At 62.9% G+C, this 19965-nt stretch carries 21 protein-coding genes; 6 read left to right on the plus strand and 15 right to left on the minus strand.

Annotation, left to right across the window (positions count from 1 at the left end; genetic code table 11):
• Positions 1 to 68: 68 nt before the first annotated feature.
• From IEJ02_RS10545 to IEJ02_RS10555, 3 genes are all read right to left on the minus strand, one after another.
• Positions 69 to 278: a hypothetical protein gene (locus IEJ02_RS10545; protein ID WP_191064515.1), complete on the minus strand. Its 210-nt coding sequence runs from the start codon at positions 276 to 278 to the stop codon at positions 69 to 71.
• Between the two features lie 116 nt (positions 279 to 394).
• Positions 395 to 1714: a UDP-glucose dehydrogenase family protein gene (locus tag IEJ02_RS10550; protein WP_191064516.1), complete on the minus strand. Its 1320-nt coding sequence runs from the start codon at positions 1712 to 1714 to the stop codon at positions 395 to 397.
• A gap of 486 nt (positions 1715 to 2200) precedes the next feature.
• On the minus strand, positions 2201 to 2608 hold the full coding sequence (locus IEJ02_RS10555) for an ATP-binding protein (RefSeq protein ID WP_191064517.1): 408 nt from the start codon (positions 2606 to 2608) through the stop codon (positions 2201 to 2203).
• Positions 2609 to 2913: 305 nt separating this feature from the next.
• Between IEJ02_RS10555 and IEJ02_RS10560 the strand changes: the two genes are divergently transcribed.
• On the plus strand, positions 2914 to 3777 hold the full coding sequence (locus IEJ02_RS10560; protein ID WP_191064518.1) for a helix-turn-helix domain-containing protein: 864 nt from the start codon (positions 2914 to 2916) through the stop codon (positions 3775 to 3777).
• The gene (locus tag IEJ02_RS10565; RefSeq protein ID WP_223863684.1) at positions 3755 to 3997 is read left to right on the plus strand and encodes a DUF397 domain-containing protein; all 243 of its coding nucleotides are present in this window, start codon (positions 3755 to 3757) and stop codon (positions 3995 to 3997) included. The genes IEJ02_RS10560 and IEJ02_RS10565 overlap by 23 nt, the downstream gene beginning before the upstream one ends.
• An 83-nt stretch (positions 3998 to 4080) precedes the next feature.
• On the opposite strand, the gene IEJ02_RS10570 is transcribed toward IEJ02_RS10565, so the two are convergent.
• The 5 genes from IEJ02_RS10570 to IEJ02_RS10590 form a co-directional block, all read right to left on the minus strand.
• Positions 4081 to 4497 (minus strand): SSI family serine proteinase inhibitor, encoded by a 417-nt coding sequence (locus tag IEJ02_RS10570; RefSeq protein ID WP_191064519.1) that lies wholly within the window; start codon positions 4495 to 4497, stop codon positions 4081 to 4083.
• A gap of 325 nt (positions 4498 to 4822) precedes the next feature.
• Positions 4823 to 6382, minus strand: coding sequence for a phage major capsid protein (locus IEJ02_RS10575; protein WP_191064520.1), 1560 nt, complete (start codon positions 6380 to 6382; stop codon positions 4823 to 4825).
• A 30-nt stretch (positions 6383 to 6412) separates the two neighbouring features.
• Positions 6413 to 6979, minus strand: a complete 567-nt coding sequence (locus IEJ02_RS10580) for a hypothetical protein (protein WP_191064521.1) — start codon at positions 6977 to 6979, stop codon at positions 6413 to 6415.
• A 3-nt stretch (positions 6980 to 6982) separates the two neighbouring features.
• A complete protein-coding gene (locus IEJ02_RS10585) occupies positions 6983 to 8065 on the minus strand; it encodes a hypothetical protein (protein ID WP_191064522.1) in 1083 nt (360 codons plus the stop codon).
• Positions 8066 to 8133: 68 nt separating this feature from the next.
• Entirely contained in the window at positions 8134 to 9783 is a 1650-nt protein-coding gene (locus tag IEJ02_RS10590) for a hypothetical protein (protein WP_191064523.1), read from the minus strand.
• Between the two features lie 45 nt (positions 9784 to 9828).
• On the opposite strand from IEJ02_RS10590, the gene IEJ02_RS10595 reads away from it, so the two are divergent.
• A complete protein-coding gene (locus IEJ02_RS10595; protein ID WP_191064893.1) occupies positions 9829 to 10923 on the plus strand; it encodes a sialidase family protein in 1095 nt (364 codons plus the stop codon).
• On the opposite strand, the gene IEJ02_RS10600 is transcribed toward IEJ02_RS10595, so the two are convergent.
• Genes IEJ02_RS10600 through IEJ02_RS50360 form a run of 5 tightly spaced genes read right to left on the minus strand, consistent with a single transcriptional unit; the run spans position 10917 to position 15701 of the window.
• Entirely contained in the window at positions 10917 to 11165 is a 249-nt protein-coding gene (locus IEJ02_RS10600; protein ID WP_223863685.1) for a hypothetical protein, read from the minus strand. The two genes, IEJ02_RS10595 and IEJ02_RS10600, sit on opposite strands and share 7 nt — an antisense overlap.
• A gap of 25 nt (positions 11166 to 11190) precedes the next feature.
• Positions 11191 to 11532, minus strand: coding sequence for a holin (locus IEJ02_RS10605; protein WP_191064525.1), 342 nt, complete (start codon positions 11530 to 11532; stop codon positions 11191 to 11193).
• Positions 11533 to 11548: 16 nt separating this feature from the next.
• Positions 11549 to 11863, minus strand: coding sequence for a hypothetical protein (locus tag IEJ02_RS10610; RefSeq protein WP_191064526.1), 315 nt, complete (start codon positions 11861 to 11863; stop codon positions 11549 to 11551).
• A 45-nt stretch (positions 11864 to 11908) separates the two neighbouring features.
• Positions 11909 to 12172: a hypothetical protein gene (locus IEJ02_RS10615; protein WP_191064527.1), complete on the minus strand. Its 264-nt coding sequence runs from the start codon at positions 12170 to 12172 to the stop codon at positions 11909 to 11911.
• 55 nt (positions 12173 to 12227) lie between these two features.
• Positions 12228 to 15701 carry an LAGLIDADG family homing endonuclease gene (locus IEJ02_RS50360; RefSeq protein WP_191064528.1) on the minus strand — a complete coding sequence of 1158 codons (3474 nt, stop codon included), beginning with the start codon at positions 15699 to 15701 and terminating at the stop codon, positions 12228 to 12230.
• Between the two features lie 136 nt (positions 15702 to 15837).
• Between IEJ02_RS50360 and IEJ02_RS10625 the strand changes: the two genes are divergently transcribed.
• A complete protein-coding gene (locus tag IEJ02_RS10625) occupies positions 15838 to 16548 on the plus strand; it encodes an LPXTG cell wall anchor domain-containing protein (RefSeq protein ID WP_191064529.1) in 711 nt (236 codons plus the stop codon).
• A gap of 83 nt (positions 16549 to 16631) precedes the next feature.
• Here the strand turns inward: IEJ02_RS10625 and IEJ02_RS10630 are convergent, their stop codons facing one another.
• Positions 16632 to 17324, minus strand: coding sequence for a GmrSD restriction endonuclease domain-containing protein (locus tag IEJ02_RS10630; protein WP_317985778.1), 693 nt, complete (start codon positions 17322 to 17324; stop codon positions 16632 to 16634).
• Positions 17325 to 17419: 95 nt separating this feature from the next.
• Between IEJ02_RS10630 and IEJ02_RS10635 the strand changes: the two genes are divergently transcribed.
• Together IEJ02_RS10635 and IEJ02_RS10640 are read left to right on the plus strand one after the other, a co-directional pair.
• Positions 17420 to 18238, plus strand: a complete 819-nt coding sequence (locus IEJ02_RS10635) for a hypothetical protein (RefSeq protein WP_191064530.1) — start codon at positions 17420 to 17422, stop codon at positions 18236 to 18238.
• Positions 18239 to 18249: 11 nt separating this feature from the next.
• Positions 18250 to 18564, plus strand: coding sequence for a hypothetical protein (locus IEJ02_RS10640; RefSeq protein WP_191064531.1), 315 nt, complete (start codon positions 18250 to 18252; stop codon positions 18562 to 18564).
• 420 nt (positions 18565 to 18984) lie between these two features.
• Here the strand turns inward: IEJ02_RS10640 and IEJ02_RS10645 are convergent, their stop codons facing one another.
• Positions 18985 to 19611, minus strand: a complete 627-nt coding sequence (locus tag IEJ02_RS10645) for a peptidoglycan recognition protein family protein (RefSeq protein ID WP_191064532.1) — start codon at positions 19609 to 19611, stop codon at positions 18985 to 18987.
• Positions 19612 to 19965: the final 354 nt, after the last annotated feature.

The following is a 19965-nucleotide window of genomic DNA, read 5'->3' on the forward strand; positions in this document are numbered from 1 at the left end:
TCAGGCATGCGACAGGCCCCGGTCTTCCAGGACATCGGGGCCTTTGTCGTGTTCAGTTGGAGATCTGCTCAGATGAGATGAACCCGCTGAGGCAGCTCGTCCCCTGGATGCCGGATCATCAGCTCGCCACCGGCCGCCTTCTCCTTCTCCAGGAAGTCGTAGACCTCCAGGGCGCGGTTGACCATGTCGGACTTGGACTCCCCGGTCTCGGTGGTCAGCCTTTCGAGGCTGGCGAAACCCTTGCGCGTGAATGAGATGGCCTGACGTGAAGCCGTCATCGAACCCTCCCCGTGGTTCTTGTTTGCGGACAGAGCGAACCTACCACAGGGTGCTCGAAAATTCGCATAGATTCGAGCCAGTTTTCAGGTAGACAGCGACATGTCTTGCTACGCTTTTATTCCTGAAACGCCCTGCCCAGCTGGCGTACCGCCCACCCTGCGCGCCGCCACTGCGCCGCATCCAGAACATTTCGAAGATCCACCACGGTCGGAGACGGGGTCCGCCCCACCAGGGCGAAAGGATTCGCTGCCGCGAACTGCGGCCACTCGGTGGCCACTACGACCGCATCCGACCCGGAGACTGATTCCTCCATCGACTCCGCCACCCGAAGACCAGGGCGCTCCCTCAGGGCCGACGTCAGGGCCTGCGGATCGTGCACCCTCACCACAGCCCCGTGCAGCGTCAGGCGGTCTGCCAAGGCCAGTGCGGGGGACTCCCGGACATCACTTGTCCCTGCCTTGAACGCGGCTCCCCACAGCGTCACCCGCATACCGGCCACGCTGCCGCCCAGTGCATCCTCGATCAGATCCATGGCGGCCTCCGGGCGGGATGAGTTGACCCGGTCCACCGACCACATCAAGTCCGCCATATCCAAGGCCCCCAGCTCTTCGGCTGACGCTGCGAACGCCTTCAGATCCTTCGGTAGGCAGCCGCCGCCGAACCCCGGGCCGGGCGCCATGCCCCGGATGCCGATGCGCGGGTCGATCCCGATGGCCTCGGCCAGCTCGATCGCGTCCGCACCGGCCTGCCTGCACATGTCGGAGACTCCGTTGATGAAGGAGATCTTCATGGCGAGGAACGCGTTCGCCGCGCCTTTGACCAGCTCAGCCGTGGCCGGGGTCGTGATGAACAAGGGGACGCCACCCTTGAGGATCTTCGAATAGACCTCCCGAACAGTGCGCTCGCCACTGTCCGAGAACACCCCGGCGACGATCCGGTCAGGGTTCAGGGTGTCGTCCACGGCTCGGCCCTCACGAAGAAACTCAGGGTTCCAGACGAGTTCCACCGACTCCCCGGCTGGCGCGTGTTCAGCCAGCAGGTTCTTCAACAGACGTGACGTCCCTGCGGTGATCGTGGACTTCCCGATGACCGTGCATGGCCCGGTCAGGTTTGGGGCGAGGGTCTGTACGGCCCGGATCAGCTGGGAGGTCTCGTAATGATGGCCGACTTTCGCGGTGGGGGTGCCAACGGCAAGGAAGTGCACGTCACAGTGCGCCACCTCGGACATGTCGGTGGTGAACCACAGTTTCCCGGAGGGGATGTGACGGTTCAGCAGTTCCTGGAGGTTTGCCTCGTGGATCGGGCAGTCTCCCTTGTTGAGGCGGTCAACTTTTGTCTGGTCCATGTCGACGCCGATGACCGTATGGCCCAGCTCGGCCATGGCCGCAGCGTGGGGGATTCCGAGGTGGCCGCAGCCGATGACCGAGACGCGCATGTACCCACCGTTCTTCCAGGAAGTCGCTTACCGATCATCGCTCAGTGGCTGACGGAACCTCAAACGGAAGCAAATATTCGCTGTTTGCTGAGGACATGCGGGGGCGGTCGGCGTCACACTGGAGCAGGTGGCGCGGTCTTCGCGTCTTCACCTACGGTTCAGGCAGGTCGCATCACGGGGGCAGCGGCTCGATCCACGATCGAGAGACGCAGGTCACAGGCATAGGCCGTAGGTACCTAGGGGAGGGTATGTGACTGATACAGATCGATGCATGCCAAATCAGCAGAGCCCGCAAGGGACATGCACATGCCGCAAGAACGCTGCGGCGAGCGCCGAGGAGGCGATCAGGCGGTACCAGGAATGGCGGGCGCGCATGATTGGGGACAAGGTCACCGCCGCCTCCACCATGGAGGAGCTGTGCATCCAGCTCCGCGAGGAACCCCCAGAAGTCGAGGGGGTCTGCGCTTTAGTCAGGGCCCTGTGTACCTAAGTGCGTGCGCCCGAAAGCAGCTCCGCCCACACCTTTTTTCCGCTCCGCGTCACTTCACACCCCCATGAAGTGGCCAGGGTTTCCACCAGGAACAGGCCGCGTCCGCCTTCATCGGAAAGATCTGCCGGACACCTGTTCGGCTTCTTTGCGCAGCGATCGCACACCGAGATCTTCACCCCGCCAGTGAGGCGGGTGACAGAAAAACTGATCGGCCCCTCGCCGTGCCGAACAGCGTTTGCCATCAGTTCGGTGACAATCAGCTCGGCTGCCTCAATCATTGGGTCCAGATGCCAGGTGAGCAGGATCAGAGATGTGTCGTGACGGGCGCGGGTCGCAGACACCTCGGTTGCTGGATAAGTTTCGGCATAGCGCTGTGGACCTACCGGTGCTGCTGCCACTGTCATGCAACCTCATATCCTCTCTGGCCCAGAGATGAGTCGGCGGCCCGTGTCCCACGAGGGAAGAACAGGGGCCGCCGCCGCGAACGCCGGATGGATCGGGGTAGATTCATCCGGCGTCCTTGACGCTGCCACATGCGGGTGGCGCAAGTAACTCGCCAGCCAAAGTGGCAGTCGCTGGTGCGTTTCTTAACCAGAATCCACCACATACTAGCCTTGTGGCAAGTACCACTCTGACATAATCTCAGTCTTGCGAACTACTGTTCTGCACTCATGTCACCCGAATGGGTGAACCCCGAGAGGAAGGCACCATGACATACCAGGGCAAACCCACGATCCGTAAGCAGATCGTGGGTCGGTACCTGCACCGTCTGCGTGAAGCCGCAGGCTTGTCCATGGATGACGTGGCCAAAGAGTTCGGGGTGAGTCGCGCTGCTGCCTATCGTCACGAGACCGGCAACACTGCGGTAGATGTCGCGGCGGCCGAAAAGTACATGCGCTTGTATGACGTACAGGACGAGGCGGTCGCGAGGCGCATCATCGATCTGGCCCGAACCAGCCGGAAGAAGGGCTGGTGGGAAGGTTATCGAGGGACAGCGGATCTGGCTCAGATTGAGATCGCCGACCTGGAAGACCTGGCCACATCGATCAGTAATTACGAACCAATGGTTATCCCTGGTCTTGTTCAGACAAAGGCGTACAGCGAAGCACTCATCCTGGGCGCAGATGATCAGACATTCCCGTACAAGGTCATCCCTCGCAAGTCTCTGGAGATTCGCAATCAGCGCAAGGCGGTCCTGACCAAGAAGGATCGACCTGACCTTCGGTTCGTTTTCAGCGAGATTGCCTTCAAGGCCCCGGTTGCCTCGGAAGAAGTGATGACAGACCAGGCGAAGCATCTCGTCCATCTGATCCGGGACAAGGGCGTCAGCGTGCAGATACTGCGCCACACACCGGGGGAGGGGATGGCCACTCCGGATCGACCACTCCTCCTTGTCACGGCTGGAGGCGAGGACGCGGAATCGATTGTCTACCTCGACAACCTGTTCGGAGGCAGTGCAGTCGACGATCAGCAGGTTGCTCGACGGGCAGCGGAGCTGTTCGTGCATCTCCAGCACAGGGCGCTCTCACCTGAGGAGACTGCACGGTACCTTGAGCGAGTACACCAACGTTGAGAACCGGGAAGGCCGAAGACTGTTGACTGAGACTCCTAAGGGAAGGCATGGTGTCACGGGGTGGCACAAATCTTCTTACTCGTCGAACACAGGTACGTGTGTAGAGCAGGGTGTACACCCGACCGGCCAGGTCGCGGTGCGTGACACCAAGCTCGGCGAGGACAGCCACATCCTCACCTTCGAGGCCAGTGACTGGAAGGCGTTCATCGCCACCCTCTGACAGGTATCCTGTCTCACGGCATATGAGGTGAGCACAGACGGCCCCCACCCGGGAACGGGCGGGGGCCGTCTGGCTTCCCAGGCTCAGAAGTCGAAGGCGCCAGCGGTGGCGATGTTGCCCTCGCACTGGTTCGCGAACTTCTTCGACCAGTACACCCGCTCACCCTTCCAGTGACCAGTCGCCGTGAACACCACCGGCTGGTACTCCTTCGTACACACCTCCCCGTCGAGCGGTTCGATCCTGTCGAAGTCGCCGTCCGCCTGCTTCAGGCTGTAGCAGGCCGTCCAGGGGTCGCTGTGGTCGCCGCCGTTCGGCATGCACTGAAGGCTGGACGAGTAGGTGTATCCCTTCTGGACGTCGGTCACGAACATCGTCAGCTCGGCGCCGGGATGAGTCACCCCCGTCGCGGAGGATCCGGAGGGTGTGTATGCCATGGCCGCCGGAGCGGACAGAGCGAGCATCGAGGCGGCCAGCAGGGCGGCCCGTCGGAGGAGTTTCACTTCTTGTTCCTCAGGTGATCGGGGTGGGTGAAACACCAGTGTCCCAGCGATCACAGAGGGTGACGACCTGGTCCGGGGAAAAGAAAAACCCCCCGCCTGAGCAGGGGGCTTTCCCGGAAAGGAGAAGACGATCCCGCCGTATCCCTAAGGAGTAAAGGAGGAAAGCTTCCTGAGTCAGACAGTACATGGGGTGACCATGAAAAATCCAGCTCCCCGCCGAGTCAGGGTCGAGCGGGGAGCTGGATGGCGGACCGGGAGAGGGGATGGGGCCCGGCCCGCCAGGAGGCGCCGCCCGCAGGGGGGAGAGGCGGCGCCGATCAGGGGATTAGCTCTTGTCGGTCCCCTTGGCCTGCGTGCGGCCCGTGGACCGAGGTGGAGGGGACTTCGTCTCGGCCTCCTCCTTGACCTCGGCCTCTGCCGCCTTGGCCTCCGCTTCGGCCTTCGCCCGGGAATCCAGCTCGGCCTTCACCGCAGCGCGGGTCTCGCTGGCGATCTGCTCCCGGATGTCGCGGTGCGGCGGGGGCGGGACGTCCGGAACCTCGTTCGGGTCGGTGTCGTGGACCGGGATCACCGGGCCGCGCATCAGACCTGGGGCGTGCGGGTCCTCGGCCGGGCCGGTCGACTCGCCATTGCCCCTGGACACCGCGACCGCCGATGTGTCCAGACCGGCGGCGCCGATGATGGAGCGCACCCGGTACTGGATGTCATCGTGCGAGAAGCTGCCCTCGAAGGCCGGGATGTCTCCGCCGCCGATGGCGCGGCCGGTGTCACCCATCACACGGACCTCGGGGACCTCGTGGCCACGCAGGAACGCGGTCACGATGGCGGGGCCCCGTTCGGTCTGACCGCCAGCGGGAAGCAGATACCAGGTGGTGGGGGCGGCGCGCGACTGGTCGATCAGTGGCAGCCAGGGGCTCTCCACGACCGTGAAGCGGCCCGCGACCGGGCTGCTCACGTTGGTGCGGATCTCCTCGTCGGTGGCCAGCCGGTGCACTCGCACGTAGGTGGTGGACTGCGCGATGGCCTGGGCGGTCAGCGCCAGGGATGGCGGGACCAGCAGCACGAAGTTCTGCACCCGGACCTGGCGGCCGTTGACCTGCCGCATGCCGATCTGCTGGATGGCCTTCTCCAGGGCATCCAGCGACAGCGGCGGGTTGTCCTTGACGTAGTTGCCGGTGCCGACCTGCGAACCGAAGTTCTCGGCCTGGTTGAAGAAGTCCGGGTTCGGCCCCTCGGCGGTCGCCAGGACGCCCGTGGTCAGGACGTCCTCGGTGTCGCGCGCCCAGCGGGCCATCTCGGTCGGCAGCTGCTGAAGAACCCGCAGCTCGTCGTTCATGAACGCTTCCCACGAGAAGGGGAATCGCGCACCGTACTTGTTGACGAAGTAGTCGGCACCTTCGGTGGTCAGGTTGAAGGTGGGGTACTCGGTCAGCTCGGGGATGCGGGGCAGTGCCCGGACGTGCCGGTCGGCACCGCCGTTGTAGTCCGGGAGCTGGTCCAGCTGGGAATCCCAGCGGACCATGCGAGCTGGACGGAAGTCCGGCACGGTAGTGCGCACGGCGAAGGTGGGCCACTGCTGTGGAAGCTCGGCGTACTGGCCGAGCATGCTGGCCTGGCTGATCGTCTGGAAGAGAACCGGGAAGTCGCCGGAGGACACGGCCTCGCGGAGCTTGCCCATGGCCAGATGCTGTCCGGGGCCGGTCAGGTTGCTCGCTTCACGGATGATGCGCAGCAGTTCCATCTCTCCGCGCCGCTGGGCGAGTGAGGAGAACGCGCGCTTCTTCAGTGCGGACCGGCGCTCGATGTGAGCCTCGGCGATGTCCGTGAACATCGAGTTCGAGGTGGCCTTGATGCCGTCCAGGGCCTTGAGCTTGGGGTCAGACATATTCATAATCCTTTACCTCCCTCCCGTGGGTCAAGAACCGGCGGGCTTGTCGGGAACAGCGTTCGGGTGCGGCCTGAAGGACTGCACGACGTTGATGATCGGCACCATGACCTCGGGCCCGATGGGCTCACAGGTCTCCGGGTCCTTCATGTGCATCTTGGTCTGGCCGACGATGTGGCCGAACCAGTGGTCCTCCTCGGAGTTGAGAACCAGGACGGCCTTCTCCTCGGAAGTCTTCGCGGCACGGATGCCGACCGCCGAACCAGTGCCGGAGGTGGTCGGATCCCAGCCCTCGACCGGGTAGCAGAAGGCGCCGACGAGTGCGACCGACGCCCAGCCCGGCTCCAGGGAGTTCGCCGTGTTGCGACGGATCATCCAGGAAATGCTCGACTTCTGGCCGCTGCCGTTCGCGCATGCCTCAGCGTCCGGCCACATCACAGGAACGCCCCCGACCTCCTGGGCGAATCCGACGATGTCACCGATGAGGACCGGATCGCCGTTGCGGGTGGGGTCCTCGTTGACGTGGGGGTCATCCCCGCGCAGAGGGAGCGGCAGCGAGAGCCACTGTCCGTACTTGAAAATTTCGTTGGTAGCCATGAATCAGAACAGCTGCTTCCCCGAGAGAACCGACTCGATCTCGCCGAAGTCCTCGTCCGACACCGTTGTGGTGTCGGAGCGCAGAGCGGACTCGGTCAGCCCCAGGTTCCCGGTCTCCGACTTGGACAGGCCGCTGCGCTCCGACTCGCGCCAGACTTTCTTCAGGTACTCGCGCTCACGCTTGATCGACTCATGCAGGTCGTCCTGGCCGAATCGATACGTCTGCGCGATGCGGATCATCGACGGCTCAGGCACTCCGGATTCCAGGATCTCGGCGAGCGTGTCCCCGATGCTCTTGGCCTCACCGAGCTTGGCGTCCGACGCCTCCTGGCGCTCCCGCAGGAAAGTCACCGTCTCGGACAGGGTGCGGTTCTCCCGCAGCAGCTTCTCGGTCTCCCGCTGCGACTCGCGGAGCTGCTGCCCCAGGCGCGCGATCTCGACCGAGAATTCCTGGAACCGATCGGAGATCGACTCTTTCAGGGAAGAGACCTCGTTGACGAGGCTACCCGCGCCGATGGTCGACGGAATATTGACTTCCGTCGCCGCCTTGGACTTGGTCTCCTCTGCCGGGGGGGATACCGGCTTAGTCGACTCTGTCATATTGACGAGCCTTCCTCCCGCTCCAGCACGGGTGACTAGGTCAACAGATACGCCCTCACGGATGCTGCGCACCACTTTTCCGCTCGGGGTGTTCTCGATGTCCCCGGATGCCCGGATGGACAGTCCGATGATGGGTGCGAGGGACTGGGCCAGGCTCTTGGCGCCTTCGACGAACTGGATTCGGGCGAAGAGCCCGTTTCCATCGGGGCCTTCTTCGAACCCGGCATCGTCCACCAGGTATCCCGCGAGGTCACGGACGCTGCGCTCGGGGCGGTCGTTTTCCTCGTTGGACGACGGGTGGTCGTAGTACACGTGGGTTCCTGCCGGAAATGCGGCAGGTCCATCACGTTTCAGCACTTCGGCCGGATAGAAACCGGAGCTGCCCTCGACGTCGGCTTCGATCAGCCGGGCACGCCAAATGCCCTTGCCCTCGATGTCGCTCGGTTGGGCAAGGGGTGCGGATTCCGCCAGGACGGCAGTTACCACCGGGCTACCTCATGTCACTGATGGTGATGGATCGCTCCTTAGAGTAACGCCAAACGACCTTGCTCTGACTACTCAGAGTTTCCGGAGCTCTCATCCCGTAGTCCGTGGTCGCCCATCGACATAGGATCCGGCTGCTTCGGCGGGCGCCCCCCTGTCCGGCTGCCCGTCTTCAACGGGGATGGCGCACCCGGGCCACCCGTGCCACCGGAAGAAGCCCCGCTCTCCAGGTCTTCCTTCGGTTTCATCGGATGCGGCAGATCCTTTTCCTTTGGCGGGTCTGCGGGGAAGTCATCCCACTTGTCGTGCCATGCGTCCAGCACCATTGACCGGGCTTCCCTGTCCGACAGGACGCCCATGCGAACTGCCATGTCGATTGCCTGTAGCCGCCGATGGATTGGCTCCTCGGCAATTTCCGGCCAGCGCAGGCGGACTTTCAGGCCGAGCATCCTGAAGATCAATTGGAATGTTTCGTCCATCACCTTCTGGCGCGCCTGCATCACCAGAGTGGTCGAGGTGTCCAAAGAGGTGGACCCCGCCCGGTTTCCGATAGTGGGGTCCTCGGTCAATGCTGGCAGCGGCACGTCGAGAGCGGCAGCGATCATCGCCGCCAGAGGGCGTCCGGCGTCGAAGTCAACAGCCGACTTATTGCCCACAGCCGCCAGATCCTGACCCGCGCCCAGCACGGCCGACGCCCCCACCGACAACGGCTGGCCGGTTGCCGGATCCGTCCGGGGCGCCTGCGCCAGCGTCGCCGCCGTCCGCCGCACACCCTTGGACTTCTCGTTCGTCACCTTCCAGGCAAACCTGGCGTACGCCTTGGTCAAAGTCGCGCAGTTCTCCAGGTACTCCTTGTATGCCTTGGTCCACCAGATCGCGGGAAGCACATCCGGGACGCCCCACCTCCAGCCGACCATCCGATTGAAAGCGATGTGCACCATGACCTTGGAATGATCAACCGGATCATTCTGGATCGCCCCCGACCGCAGGTCACGCCTCCCCTCCATCGCCGCAGGGGTCGGATACCACACCGACTGGTAGTTGAACTTCGGCTTACTGCGGCTCTTTTTGGGTTTGGTGAAGGGCTGGATGTCAATCTCTTCACTGGGGTCAAGCTCCAGATCCCAGTCGTTCCAGGTCCGCCGGATGTACATCAAGCGCTCCCGGTTACCCCGTTGGGATACTCCCTCCGAGATCTCCTCGAAGGGAATGCGCTGCACCGTCTTGGCCTTCTTGTCCACGAGGAAGAAGAGGTTGCCGTCGGTGGCCGCCGACATCTCGATCTCCATCTGGGCGAGCGCGCCGGTCAGGACGTCGCTCAGCCCCGCCGGGAGTTCCGGCGTGGTGTTCACCGTGCGAGGACGCCCCGGGCCGGTGATGAACTCACTGGGAACAACGGAGACGCCGGATCCCCAGATGTATCCCGTCCGGACCTTCAGGCCGCGCTCGACCAGCGGATTGATAGTCGCCACCGCGCGGCACATCTCAGAGGCCCGGTGCAGGCCCTCCAGAGTGAAGGAGTTGGCGGATTTCGCGATACCCGACAATGGGCGCCATCCGATGTCCTCCAGAGCGAGCTGCGCCGTTCCGAATTCCCCAGCCTCCCGGATCTCGTCACCCACCAGGTCCAGTAGTTCTTCGTTGCGGGTCTCCAGCGTGTTGATCAGGGCTCGCACTTCGGTGGGAGACATGTTGCTGATGGGCTGATCCGGGCTGTCCATGAAGCACAGAGTAATCGCATGATTCTCTAGAGTTATCTCGTGGATATTCCAGGATTTGCCTCATGCGAGACCTCCGTGCCGTTCCGGTCCGGAGAAGGCGGCTATCACACCTACCGGATCCCCGCCATCACGCGGACCGCGAACGGAGACCTCCTCGCGTTCGCCGAAGGACGAGTCGGCTCCAGCCGGGACCACGGTGATATCGACATCGTGATGAAACGGTCCACCGATGGAGGGCTCACCTGGGGGGACTTGAAGGTGGTGGCCGAGAACGGCGCCGGGGTGGCGGGAAATCCTTCGCCTGTCGCACTCGATGACGGACGCATCTTGTTGCTGTATGTCCAGCAGGCAGAAGGGGTGAGCGAGAAGAAGATCCGGCGTGGCGAGGTATCGATGAAGGACGGCCGACGCGTGTGGATCACCAGCACGGATGATCAGGGGGAAACGTGGTGCGGCCCCAGGGAGATCACCTCGTCAGTGAAGAAAGAAGACTGGAGGTGGTACGCCACCGGGCCCGGACACGGGATCCAGCTTCAGGTGGGAGAGTACCGGGGGAGAATCGTCGTCCCGGCGAACCACTCCATCCCGCCTGGGGGTGACGACACCGGAGACGAGCGGCAGTACAACGGTGGCCACTGCCTCATCAGTGATGACGGCGGGGAAACCTGGGAAATCGGATACACCGACTCCGAGCCCGACGGATGGATCAATGTCAACGAAACCACGGCGGCGGAGCTGCCCGACGGAAGGATCTATTTCAACTGCCGCAACAACTCCAGCGCACCGGGTGTGCGGGCAGATGCCTACTCATCTGACGGGGGGCAGTCGCTCGGCCGCCCGTTCAAGCCGCAGCCGTCTTTGATGGGACCCGTCTGCCAGGGCAGCGTGCTGAATCCCGGAGTCCCCGAAATGCTGCTCTACACGGGGCCCATGCATACGGGGAAACGTGCCTTGATGATGCTTCGCGCGAGTTTCGACCAGGGGAAGGTATGGCAGCCCGCTCTCCTTCTGAGCGGACTGCCTGCCGCCTACTCGGACCTGGTGTACATTGATCCGCTGTTTATCGGTGTCCTGTACGAGACCGGAGAATCCGACCCCTACGAGACGGTCACCTTTCAGCGAATCCGCTTGGTCTACTGAGACAGATTTCCCATCTGGGCCAGAATAGTCATCACGGTCCCGACGATGGCGATGGCTGCGGTCGAGGCATACACCTTGATCTTCAGTCTGCCCAGTTCTTCTGCCAGCTCGCCGAACTGGGCCCGGTCCTCTTCGGCCCGTTCGGCGAGCGTGTTGACCTGCTGTACCAATTCGGCGGTCCTCGTATTCAGCTGCTGCACCAGCGTGTATACGTCACGCATGGTGACAATATCTTCAGCCACTACGTTTCCCGCTCATTGTGGTGGATTACTTGACGGTCTTTCCGTCACTGCCTGCCGTGGGCTCGGTCACCCCGACGGAGGGCGTGACGGTCTTGGCCTTCTTCTGAGTCAGCTGCTCGACCAGACCCGGACCCCGCCCCTTGGTAGCCCCAGCCTTCCCCAAGGAGGTCAGGAGCGACGACAGACCGGCGAAGACCGAGACCGAGGTGATGGTCGACCACGGAAGGCCGTTCAACCCAAGCTTTTCGATGTCCGTGGCGGAGAACACGGCCACCTGGGCGCCCAGCGCCTGGATGACGGTCAGGACGGCCCGCTCGAAGGATGCACCCCAGAATCGGGCGTTGAACAACGCGGTACGGAAACCCAAAGCGGATCACCTTTCTTCAATGTGTCAGGCCGCCGGGCGGTACCTGATATCCGGTCGCACCCCCGGCCCATTGCTGCGGCGTACCGCGCTGTTGCTGTGTGCGCTGGCGGTACGCCTGCACCAACTGGTCATGATCGAGGATGTCGTTCAGCGACTCGGAGAGTTTGCGCAAGGCCATCGAACGCAGGGGTCCTGACTCCCCATACGCCTGAAGGATGTGCCCCAGCAGATGCGCGTACAGATCGACCGTCTGTCGCTGTCTCGTTCCCTCGGGGGCCGCTGCCCTCCGGATGGCAATCCTGTCGTGTACCGCGTACGCCGGTTCGTGCATGACGGCCGTCCTGATGCGCAGGGCCCCCTCAGGGGCGGTCGGGTGTTACTTCTTGTGGCCCTTGACCTCGTCCGGCACGGGCATGCCCGCCAGCTCGGCCAGCACGAGGAGGAACTGGCTGGCCTCGGCCAGCTCGGCGGCGGTCTTCTCGTGAGCGGAGGTCAGCTGCTCCACGGTCGCCTTGAGGTCGGCAAACTTCCCGCCCAGGTCAGCCACCCCCGCCTCCAGGGGCGCCACGGTCTTCTTCAGGCGGACGTCGACAGGCTCGACGATCCGCTTCATGTCTTCTGCCATCGATGCAAATCCCATGGTGATCAGTGTACGCAGAGTTACCTGATGAACACACTGAGTGACCGAAGCCAGGTCAGAAGGGTGCGATCGACAGCTCACGGTCATCGTCAAGATCCGAGAGATCGTGAGCCATGTCACTTGCATCCTCCGAAACAGTCGAGCCGACCTCCAACCCCTCAGCCACCGGGGCCGTCGCATACACCAGCGCATCGGCATAGTCAGGGGAACGGCCATGCTTCTGCCTCATCTCCTCTTTCGGGATGATGAACAGCTTGCCGGTGCGGATGAAGTAGAAGACGATCGCCAGGTCGTCCCGAAGTTGCTGATTCTCTTCGATCTTCACTGTGCCGTTGCGCATCGACTGCCGCAGCTGATCGAACCAGAAGGCCCTCGCGTTGCCGTAACCGTGCACCGAGCCGCCGACGTCAACCGGAGGGGAGGCCGACCCGTGCATCTCGTACACACTGAACCAGGGGTCCGGAAGAAGCGCGGCCCTGGCGTTGAGGGTGTCCACCACACCGGCACCCAGACCTACCGCGTCCACCCGGATCTCCACCCACGACGATTTCAGGCGGTCCTTGATTTCCTCAGCGAGGCGGAGAACCCGGTAGGCCGACGAGACCGTGTCCGTACCCGCCCAGACCTCCTCGATGCGTGCGGTGGAGCCGATGTACGAGGACACCACAGTCTCGTCGGTTCCGAAGCGCGCCACATCCACGCCGATCCGCACCACAGGGCCGACAGGCTGAACCGGTACATCCTCGAAAGCCTGGTTGATCACGGCTGGGGGAAACAGGGACGACTGTGACTGCTCGGGGAATCTGGCCAGCACCTTCGAGATGTACCGGGGGTCATCCTTGCCCCAGGCCCGCAAGCGCTCCTCGGCCCAAGCCTTCGACACCAGAACCTCATTCAGGAGCGAGGGCACTTCCTCGCCAGTGAAGTTCGGGGTGGAGGAAGCAGGAACTGAGATCCTGTGCCAGTCCTGCGCATTCTCCGGCTTGGTGTACATGGCACCGAACTCGGTGTTCCGGTCATCCGGGTTGCCTACCGCAAGGATGCGGCAGCCCTCGTTGGTGGTGATCGCTTCGATACCGGTCCAGATTTCTTCCGGGACACCGCACGCCTCATCGATGACTCCGAGAACGAAGCGGCGGTGGATGCCCTGAAAGCCATGCCTGTCACCATGTGCTGGCTTTCGCCCGAAGGCCAGGATCTGCCCGTCGTCAGCTTTCCATTCATCCCCCTGGGTCACATATCCCGGAAGTGGTGTACCGCGACGCTTGGCTGTTGCGTGATGCTTGCGGATTTCTTCCCAGAGGATCTTGTTAACCTGGGCGTAGGTCGGTGCCGTGTTCCCGCACCAGATGGGTGACCCACCACGCCTCACATACAGGCTCTCGTTCGGCACTGAGACGCAGTACACGTTCCCCTTGTACTGGGATCGCGACGCCTTGATCCGCTTGGTCTGGCAGTCACCGAAGATGAGGTAGTACCCGGTTCGGCAGTTCTCCTTGAGGATGCGCCGACCGTCTTCGAAGGCGCCCCCGTCGCGGGGCTCCCGTTCGGTGATGGTGGCGTGGCGTCCGATCTTTTGAGCGACCTCCTGAAGGTCGTCGGCGAGGCGCTTGCTTACAGTGCATGACCGCCATGATCCGTAGCCTTCAATGCCACGCTTGCCCTGCGACTTCTGGAACCAGCCGTCGCCGAGGAGGTAGAACTCCAGGAACTTCTCCAGGGCTTCAGGGCCCCAGTTCTTCACCTCGTCAGGGATGTACTTGTCGCCAGCCTTGCCGAGGGGCTTCAGGTACTCGTAGAGATCAGAGCAGGAGAAGAACCAGTTCTTATCCATACTGCGGGCGGGCTCCCGGCCGATCATGCGGGCGAGGAGTTTCCGGTACGGCTCGTACCCCTTGGTGTGGGGGAGCTGGGTGAGGATGACGGGCCCAGCCATCTCGGTGACGTCACCCTCGACGCTCCCCGCATAGCCGCCCTTGCGGACATACTCGCGCTTCGGACCCAGGCTCCCTTCGGCCATCCAGGCACCCAGGAAGGCCGCGAAGTCAAGGGTGTCCCAGGTGTACTTTCCGAAACTGACCGTCTTGGGAGTCTTCCCCCTCCATGAAGAAAGAGCGGGAAGCTCTGAGCCGCGAGGTCCGATTGAATCGGCTCGCTTGAAAGTCTCGCCGACTTCCTTCTGTCCATTTTTGTAGACAGACCACTGCGTCAGCATGCGATGGTTTGGTGTTACCCGTAGATCGACACTACGTCCCTTGATGTCGACAATCTCGCCGTCCCAGGGCGCTTCGTGATACTGGAAAGCCTTCTGCCACTCAAAGGTCTTTGTCTTCGGGCTGCGAGTGGCGAACTCATCGCCATCAGGTCCGGTTTGTACGTCCTTGAAGAGCTTCCATCCGTCACGCGTAAGCACTTCAGTGTCGTCTGTGTAACATGAAACGGCGATGGCTTCCCCCACTGGCCTCGTTGAAATCCACCAGCAGATCAACACGGAGGAAATCATGGAGTTATGTGTAGGAATTCGATCAGTGCCGCACAGATAAAGATGATCCGGCGCATCTACCTCAATGCACTGGACTTCACCGTCAGTAATCTGCTTGACCGATTTGACCCGCCACCCCGGATGCGGCTCCACGTCGCGATACGTCAGGTGCCGGGTGATGGCTACCGCACGAGCGTCCAGGTCAGGGAGGGCGCCGATCGATGCGTCGCCCGCAAAGGAAAGGGTCCATGTTGCACCCTGGCCTTCACGCTTCTTGTGCAGCAGCGTGTGCACACCCCTGGCCGACATCCACGCTCGGACTTTTGCCACATCCGATGGGGCGCCGGAAGTGTGGTGCGTCTCCCACGACAGGGCCGGTCGGCCTTCGCGGTCGACGCATCCCCGCTCCAGGAGAAGTTTCGAAATCCATGGGTCCGGTGTCCACCTGGGGCCGCGAATATGAAGCTGCGGGGTTTCGGCAGGGATCGTCAGCCTCTGATGGCCTGCCACCATCTTCTTCAGCTCGATCGTCGAAACCGTCCGGGTCTTGTGCTGCCACAGCCCGGTATGCAGAGGGAGACCGGCGCGCTGGCATTTGAGTTCGGCCGCTGCGCGGGGGCGCGATGTGAGTACGGGCCACAGGTGGTCACCCGATGCAATGATTTCCCGGTCTCCGTCGGGACCTTCGAGAACAATCCGATAACGGCTCGCAGTGTGGATTCCGGTGGTGGCCGTGACGGTCACAGGCGATCCGTCTGAGCCGAGCACCTTCATCCCGGTCTTCATGTCCCCCATCGACATGAAACCGCCGGGCGTGGGGATCGGGGTTTCCACGGCCAGCGCCTTTCCGGTTCCGTGACAGCTCGCCACGACGGTGCGCTTGTTCTTGATGACCGACTCGGTGATCTCTTGCTGCTTTGACCACATGTGGACACCCAGCACATCCCGGGCCCACCCCGCAGGGTCGGTCATCCAGCCAGCCTGACGTGCCTGGTTCCGCAACTGCGCGGCAACGGATGCAGCGACATCCCGATCGGTTTTGCTCACAATCCAGCCCTTCTTCGCTGCACACCATGCAAGCACGCCGTTACGCTCTGCATCTAAGCTGGTATTAAGAAGGACTCTCGGCCACGCACCGGCATGCGGGGGCGCAGAGGAAAACCGGACTACCGAAGGTGCAGAAGTGTCCAAGAAGAACCTGACTCGCGCCGCCGCCGTTTTCGGTGCCGCTGCGGTCATCGCTGGCCCGCTGACCGCAGCCAGCGCCTCCGCGACGGAGCTCCCCCCGTACGACTGCGCGGTGGCTCTCCCGCTGCTCGACCAGGAGAACCCGATTCTCCTCGGCGCCCTTGGCTGCAAGGACAACACCGAGAAGTTCACGGCCGAGCACGCCGGTTCAGGTGACGAGTCCGGCGGCGGCCCGGACTCCGGTGTCGAGGTTCCAGACGTGCCGGATGTGCCAGACCTCCCGGGTCTCCCCGGCGGTGATGACCAGGGAGACGGCGGCGACCAGACTCCGGCTCCGGGCGATGAGACCCCAACTCCTCAGCCCGGCGATGACGGTGGCGATCAGGGCGAGGAGACCCCAGCGCCCACCCCGGACCCGACCGACCAGAGTGATCAGGGTGACAACGGGCAGGGTGAGGACGGCCCCGGCAAGTCCGAGCATGCACCTGGGCACGACGGTGACAAGGGCGATGAGGGCAACAAGGGCAACAAGGGCAACAAGGGCCAGGACACCCTGGAACTTGCTGGCTCCGAGGCCGGTAAGGGACAGCTCGCTCAGACCGGTGGGGATGACAGCACCGGTCCGATGCTGGCCGCTGCCGGTGGTCTGATCGCTCTGGGTGCGGGTGCGGTCGCCTTCAAGCGTCGCCGGGACGCGGACGCCTGATTTCAGTACGGAAAGTACGGAAACACAGACGGCGGTGTTACCGGAAACGTTTCCGGTAACACCGCCGTCTGTGTTTCACCAGGTCAGGCGCCTTTCCATTGCATACCTTGGTCCTGGCACTTCTTGAGTCCCTTGAGGGCGGCAACTTCGCTCGGATCTGCGGTCAGTCCGTAGTGCAGTTTCACGGCCACCCATGAACCGGCGTATGCACAGACCGCATCCCTGTTGGGAGGGAGCCAGCTCGCCGGATCGGCGTCACCCTTTTCCGCGTTCACCTCGGGGGTGACGGCGGTCAGGGTGGGTGCGTAAGACGTGTCATTCCCGAGCTTCGCCAGCTTTTCACTGCTCCACTTGGATGCGCCGCTGCGCCAGGCTTCGGCCAGCGGGACGAGGTGGTCGATCGAGATGCCAGACGCATTCGTGATCGACTTGTTGTCGAACCAGGACAGCCACTTGCCGCCCTGGAGCCTGCATCCAGGCTGAGCGATCTTCGGCTTCCTGACGGCCTCAGCGAGGAGAACTTCCTTGCGGGTGTTACATCCATCTCCATCGGAATCGGCCCAGATGTTGAACTTGTCCCGCGAGTAGCCCAGCCTGCTGCCTTCGTTGGCGACCTTCAGTTCGCCGATGGCTTCCCTCAGGGGTCCTTGGTGAACTCCGGCAGGAAGCGTCTTGTTCTGGGCTTCCTGCTGCTTCGTTTCACTTGAGCAGGAGACGAGAGAGAGGGTCGCGAGTCCCGCGAGAACCCAGGTAACGATCCTTGTACGTGGCATCACGAAGATCAAGCATGCCACCATTGCTTCGTCACGTTACGTAGTATGGGATCACTCGTTGTAACTGTGAGTGACGATCGAGACCCGAGGACGCACCCATGAACAAGCTCGCCACCCGCGTCGGCGCCGCCGTCGCCCTTGTCGCAGGTGCGACCGCTTTGTCCACGGGCACCTCCTTCGCATCGGACACCTCTCAGATTCCCAACCAGTCCACCCAGCAGGGAGTGACAAGTGCGCTGGGAAAGCTGGGCGGACTCACCAGTGGCCTGACCGGGAACAGCGCAGGCTCCGCACAGCCTCAAGCTCCATCCGGACTCCTGGGGGGACTGAAGGCGGTCGACGGCGAGCCGGGTACCGACAACTCCCAGGAAGACCCTTCCGACGAGAAGCCGGGTGACTCCGGAAACGGAAACAGCGGAGACCCGACGGACAACCCGAACCCGGGGCCGCTTCCACCGGCTCCGGCGCCCACGCCGATCCCCGCGCCGAACCCGACCCCCACTCCGGCGCCTCAGCCTCAGCCGGACAAGGATCAGGACGCGCCACAGGGCAACCAGGGCGACCCTGTGAACTATCCATCGTCGAAGAAGACCGCAGCAGAAGCGGCGGGCCTGCCTTTCTGCCCGCCGGTCAAGGACATCAACCTCGGCATCGAGGGGATGCGCAACTCCTTCGTCTTCCCGTTCGTCGGCGGGACGATCGAAGGCGTCCCGGACATCGTGAACGACATGAAGGGCATCTGCCTCAACCTCGACTACCCGAGCAGCTTGCTCTCGCCGGGTAACGAGATTCCAGCAGAACTGTTCTCCGCTGACCACGGTAAGGGCGAGACCAGCACTCGCACCGAAGACGGAGGCAGCGGGCAGGGGGATGGCAATGGCAATGGAAACGGTGGCCTCGCTGCCGGTCTCCTGTAAGTGAGGAATACATGAAGAAGATCACCAAGTACACGACCGGTGCGCTCGCGGTTGCTGGTCTGGCCACTGGCCTCGGCGGTCTCACCGCCACCACCGCCTCGGCCTCCGAGCTGCCACCCTACGACTGCGCGATCGCCCTGCCGGTTCTGGAGCAGCAGAACCCCATGCTCCTCCTGGGTGCGGGCTGCAAGGACAACACCGAGAAGTTCCTGGAGAAGGCCGGTGGTGGCCAGGCCGGTGGTGACGAGCAGGGTCCTGGCAAGTCCGACCAGGCTCCGGGTCAGAACAAGGGCGAGGACACCCCAGCCCCGGGTGGTCTGGTCTGAAAACCCCGAACACCTCACATCATTGATGGTCCGATGACGTGAGGTATCCGACGGAATCCTGCGGGGAGCAGGGAAAGTACCGGTGACACCAGCCGAGTTGCCGGTGCGGTTTCCCGCAGGATTCTGCCGGACCTCCTTGTGTGGCAGGACCGCCCGCACGCCGGATGCGTTATGGGATACGCAGATGGCAAGCACTGACCATGGTGCGCGGGCGGTCCTTCTTGCGTGCACGCCAGGTTGCACACGCTGGCAGACGCTACCTGACGATCACCCAATCCGTACAGAGGGCATCTGAAAACGTGAACCCTGTCACCGTTCATCGCCAAGAGCTACGGCAATTGGAGTAGTCTTCTCTGGCGAGCCCGGCCGGTCTCGAACACCCCGTCCCCCCTGGGTTTGCTCAAGCTGGCCGGGCTCCTCTCACTTCTGGACCAGTTTCCCTCCGAGGCGTTCAGCGACACGGAGGCGGATCTCGTCCATCCCGGGGAATCCCGGCCCCCTCGGATCGACTTTCCCTACCTGCCACTCTTCGTGCCCGATGACGGAAGTCACCCCTTGAACTCCCCATCCATGGGCTCGGAGGAGCGCGGCGGATACGCGGACCATGGCCTCGATCTGGTCTTCCGGCCAGTGATCCTTGTTGTCTCCGAGGTTGATGCATTCGAAACCGTAGAAGCGAGCATTGCCGTCGACTGTGGCAAAACGGGGCTTCGAGAGTTTGCTTTCCCGGACCACGGCACGCAGGACTCCTCCATCCCCAAGTCCAGCGTGGTTAGCCCTGCCCCAGCCGACCATGTGGGTGATGCCGTCTTTGTCGATGACGCCGTGGCATAGCGGTCCTGGGAGGGCGGTGTGTCCGTCCCGGCATAGCTGGACAGATGATTTCGTTCCCGCTGAAGCCGTGTGATGGAGCATCACTCCGTGAACGGGTCCCCACAGGCCGTGCCCTGCCCGGTTGTGTTTTTTCCAGTCTCCGAAGCCGCGTACCCGCACGCCTTCGTCCTTGATTGCCTTGTATGCCGCATCAGCGGAAAGAGGGTAAGCCATGCTACATACAGTAATCGATCGTCACCGTGAGCAACGAAAGTGGGTTTAACAGAATGCAAAAAGCGCGCCGGGCGCAAAGATCGGCATATGCCCCCTATCACATTCGCCCTGTCGTATTCACCTACGACGTGCCATCATCGAAGTATGAGGGCGAATAGATATCCGGCTCGGTGCAGCGTCTGCCGCATGGACGTCAGCAGTTGGGAGGGGTCGATTCACCAACACGGAGACCGGTGGATTGTGACCCATCGCACTCCCTGCCCAAGTGCGGAAATCAGTCAGATCAACGCACAGACTCTGACCCGGCGATGCATAAAGATCCTGGAAAATCCCACGTCAGATCTCAAGCACGTC

Origin of the sequence: Streptomyces sp. 5-10 (assembly GCF_014712245.1) — a bacterium.
GTDB lineage: Bacteria > Actinomycetota > Actinomycetes > Streptomycetales > Streptomycetaceae > Streptomyces > Streptomyces violaceusniger.

Excerpts from the sequence above, each read along its gene's own strand:
- IEJ02_RS10645 (WP_191064532.1), bottom strand. The coding sequence starts at position 19,611 with ATGGCTTACCCTCTTTCCGCTGATGCGGCATACAAGGCAATCAAGGAC.
- IEJ02_RS10590 (WP_191064523.1), bottom strand. The coding sequence starts at position 9,783 with ATGGACAGCCCGGATCAGCCCATCAGCAACATGTCTCCCACCGAAGTG.
- IEJ02_RS10545 (WP_191064515.1), bottom strand. The coding sequence starts at position 278 with ATGACGGCTTCACGTCAGGCCATCTCATTCACGCGCAAGGGTTTCGCC.
- IEJ02_RS10555 (WP_191064517.1), bottom strand. The coding sequence starts at position 2,608 with ATGACAGTGGCAGCAGCACCGGTAGGTCCACAGCGCTATGCCGAAACT.
- IEJ02_RS10610 (WP_191064526.1), bottom strand. The coding sequence starts at position 11,863 with ATGCACGAACCGGCGTACGCGGTACACGACAGGATTGCCATCCGGAGG.
- IEJ02_RS10575 (WP_191064520.1), bottom strand. The coding sequence starts at position 6,382 with ATGTCTGACCCCAAGCTCAAGGCCCTGGACGGCATCAAGGCCACCTCG.
- IEJ02_RS10640 (WP_191064531.1), top strand. The coding sequence starts at position 18,250 with ATGAAGAAGATCACCAAGTACACGACCGGTGCGCTCGCGGTTGCTGGT.
- IEJ02_RS10635 (WP_191064530.1), top strand. The coding sequence starts at position 17,420 with ATGAACAAGCTCGCCACCCGCGTCGGCGCCGCCGTCGCCCTTGTCGCA.
- IEJ02_RS10560 (WP_191064518.1), top strand. The coding sequence starts at position 2,914 with ATGACATACCAGGGCAAACCCACGATCCGTAAGCAGATCGTGGGTCGG.
- IEJ02_RS10580 (WP_191064521.1), bottom strand. The coding sequence starts at position 6,979 with ATGGCTACCAACGAAATTTTCAAGTACGGACAGTGGCTCTCGCTGCCG.
- IEJ02_RS10550 (WP_191064516.1), bottom strand. The coding sequence starts at position 1,714 with ATGCGCGTCTCGGTCATCGGCTGCGGCCACCTCGGAATCCCCCACGCT.
- IEJ02_RS10615 (WP_191064527.1), bottom strand. The coding sequence starts at position 12,172 with ATGGGATTTGCATCGATGGCAGAAGACATGAAGCGGATCGTCGAGCCT.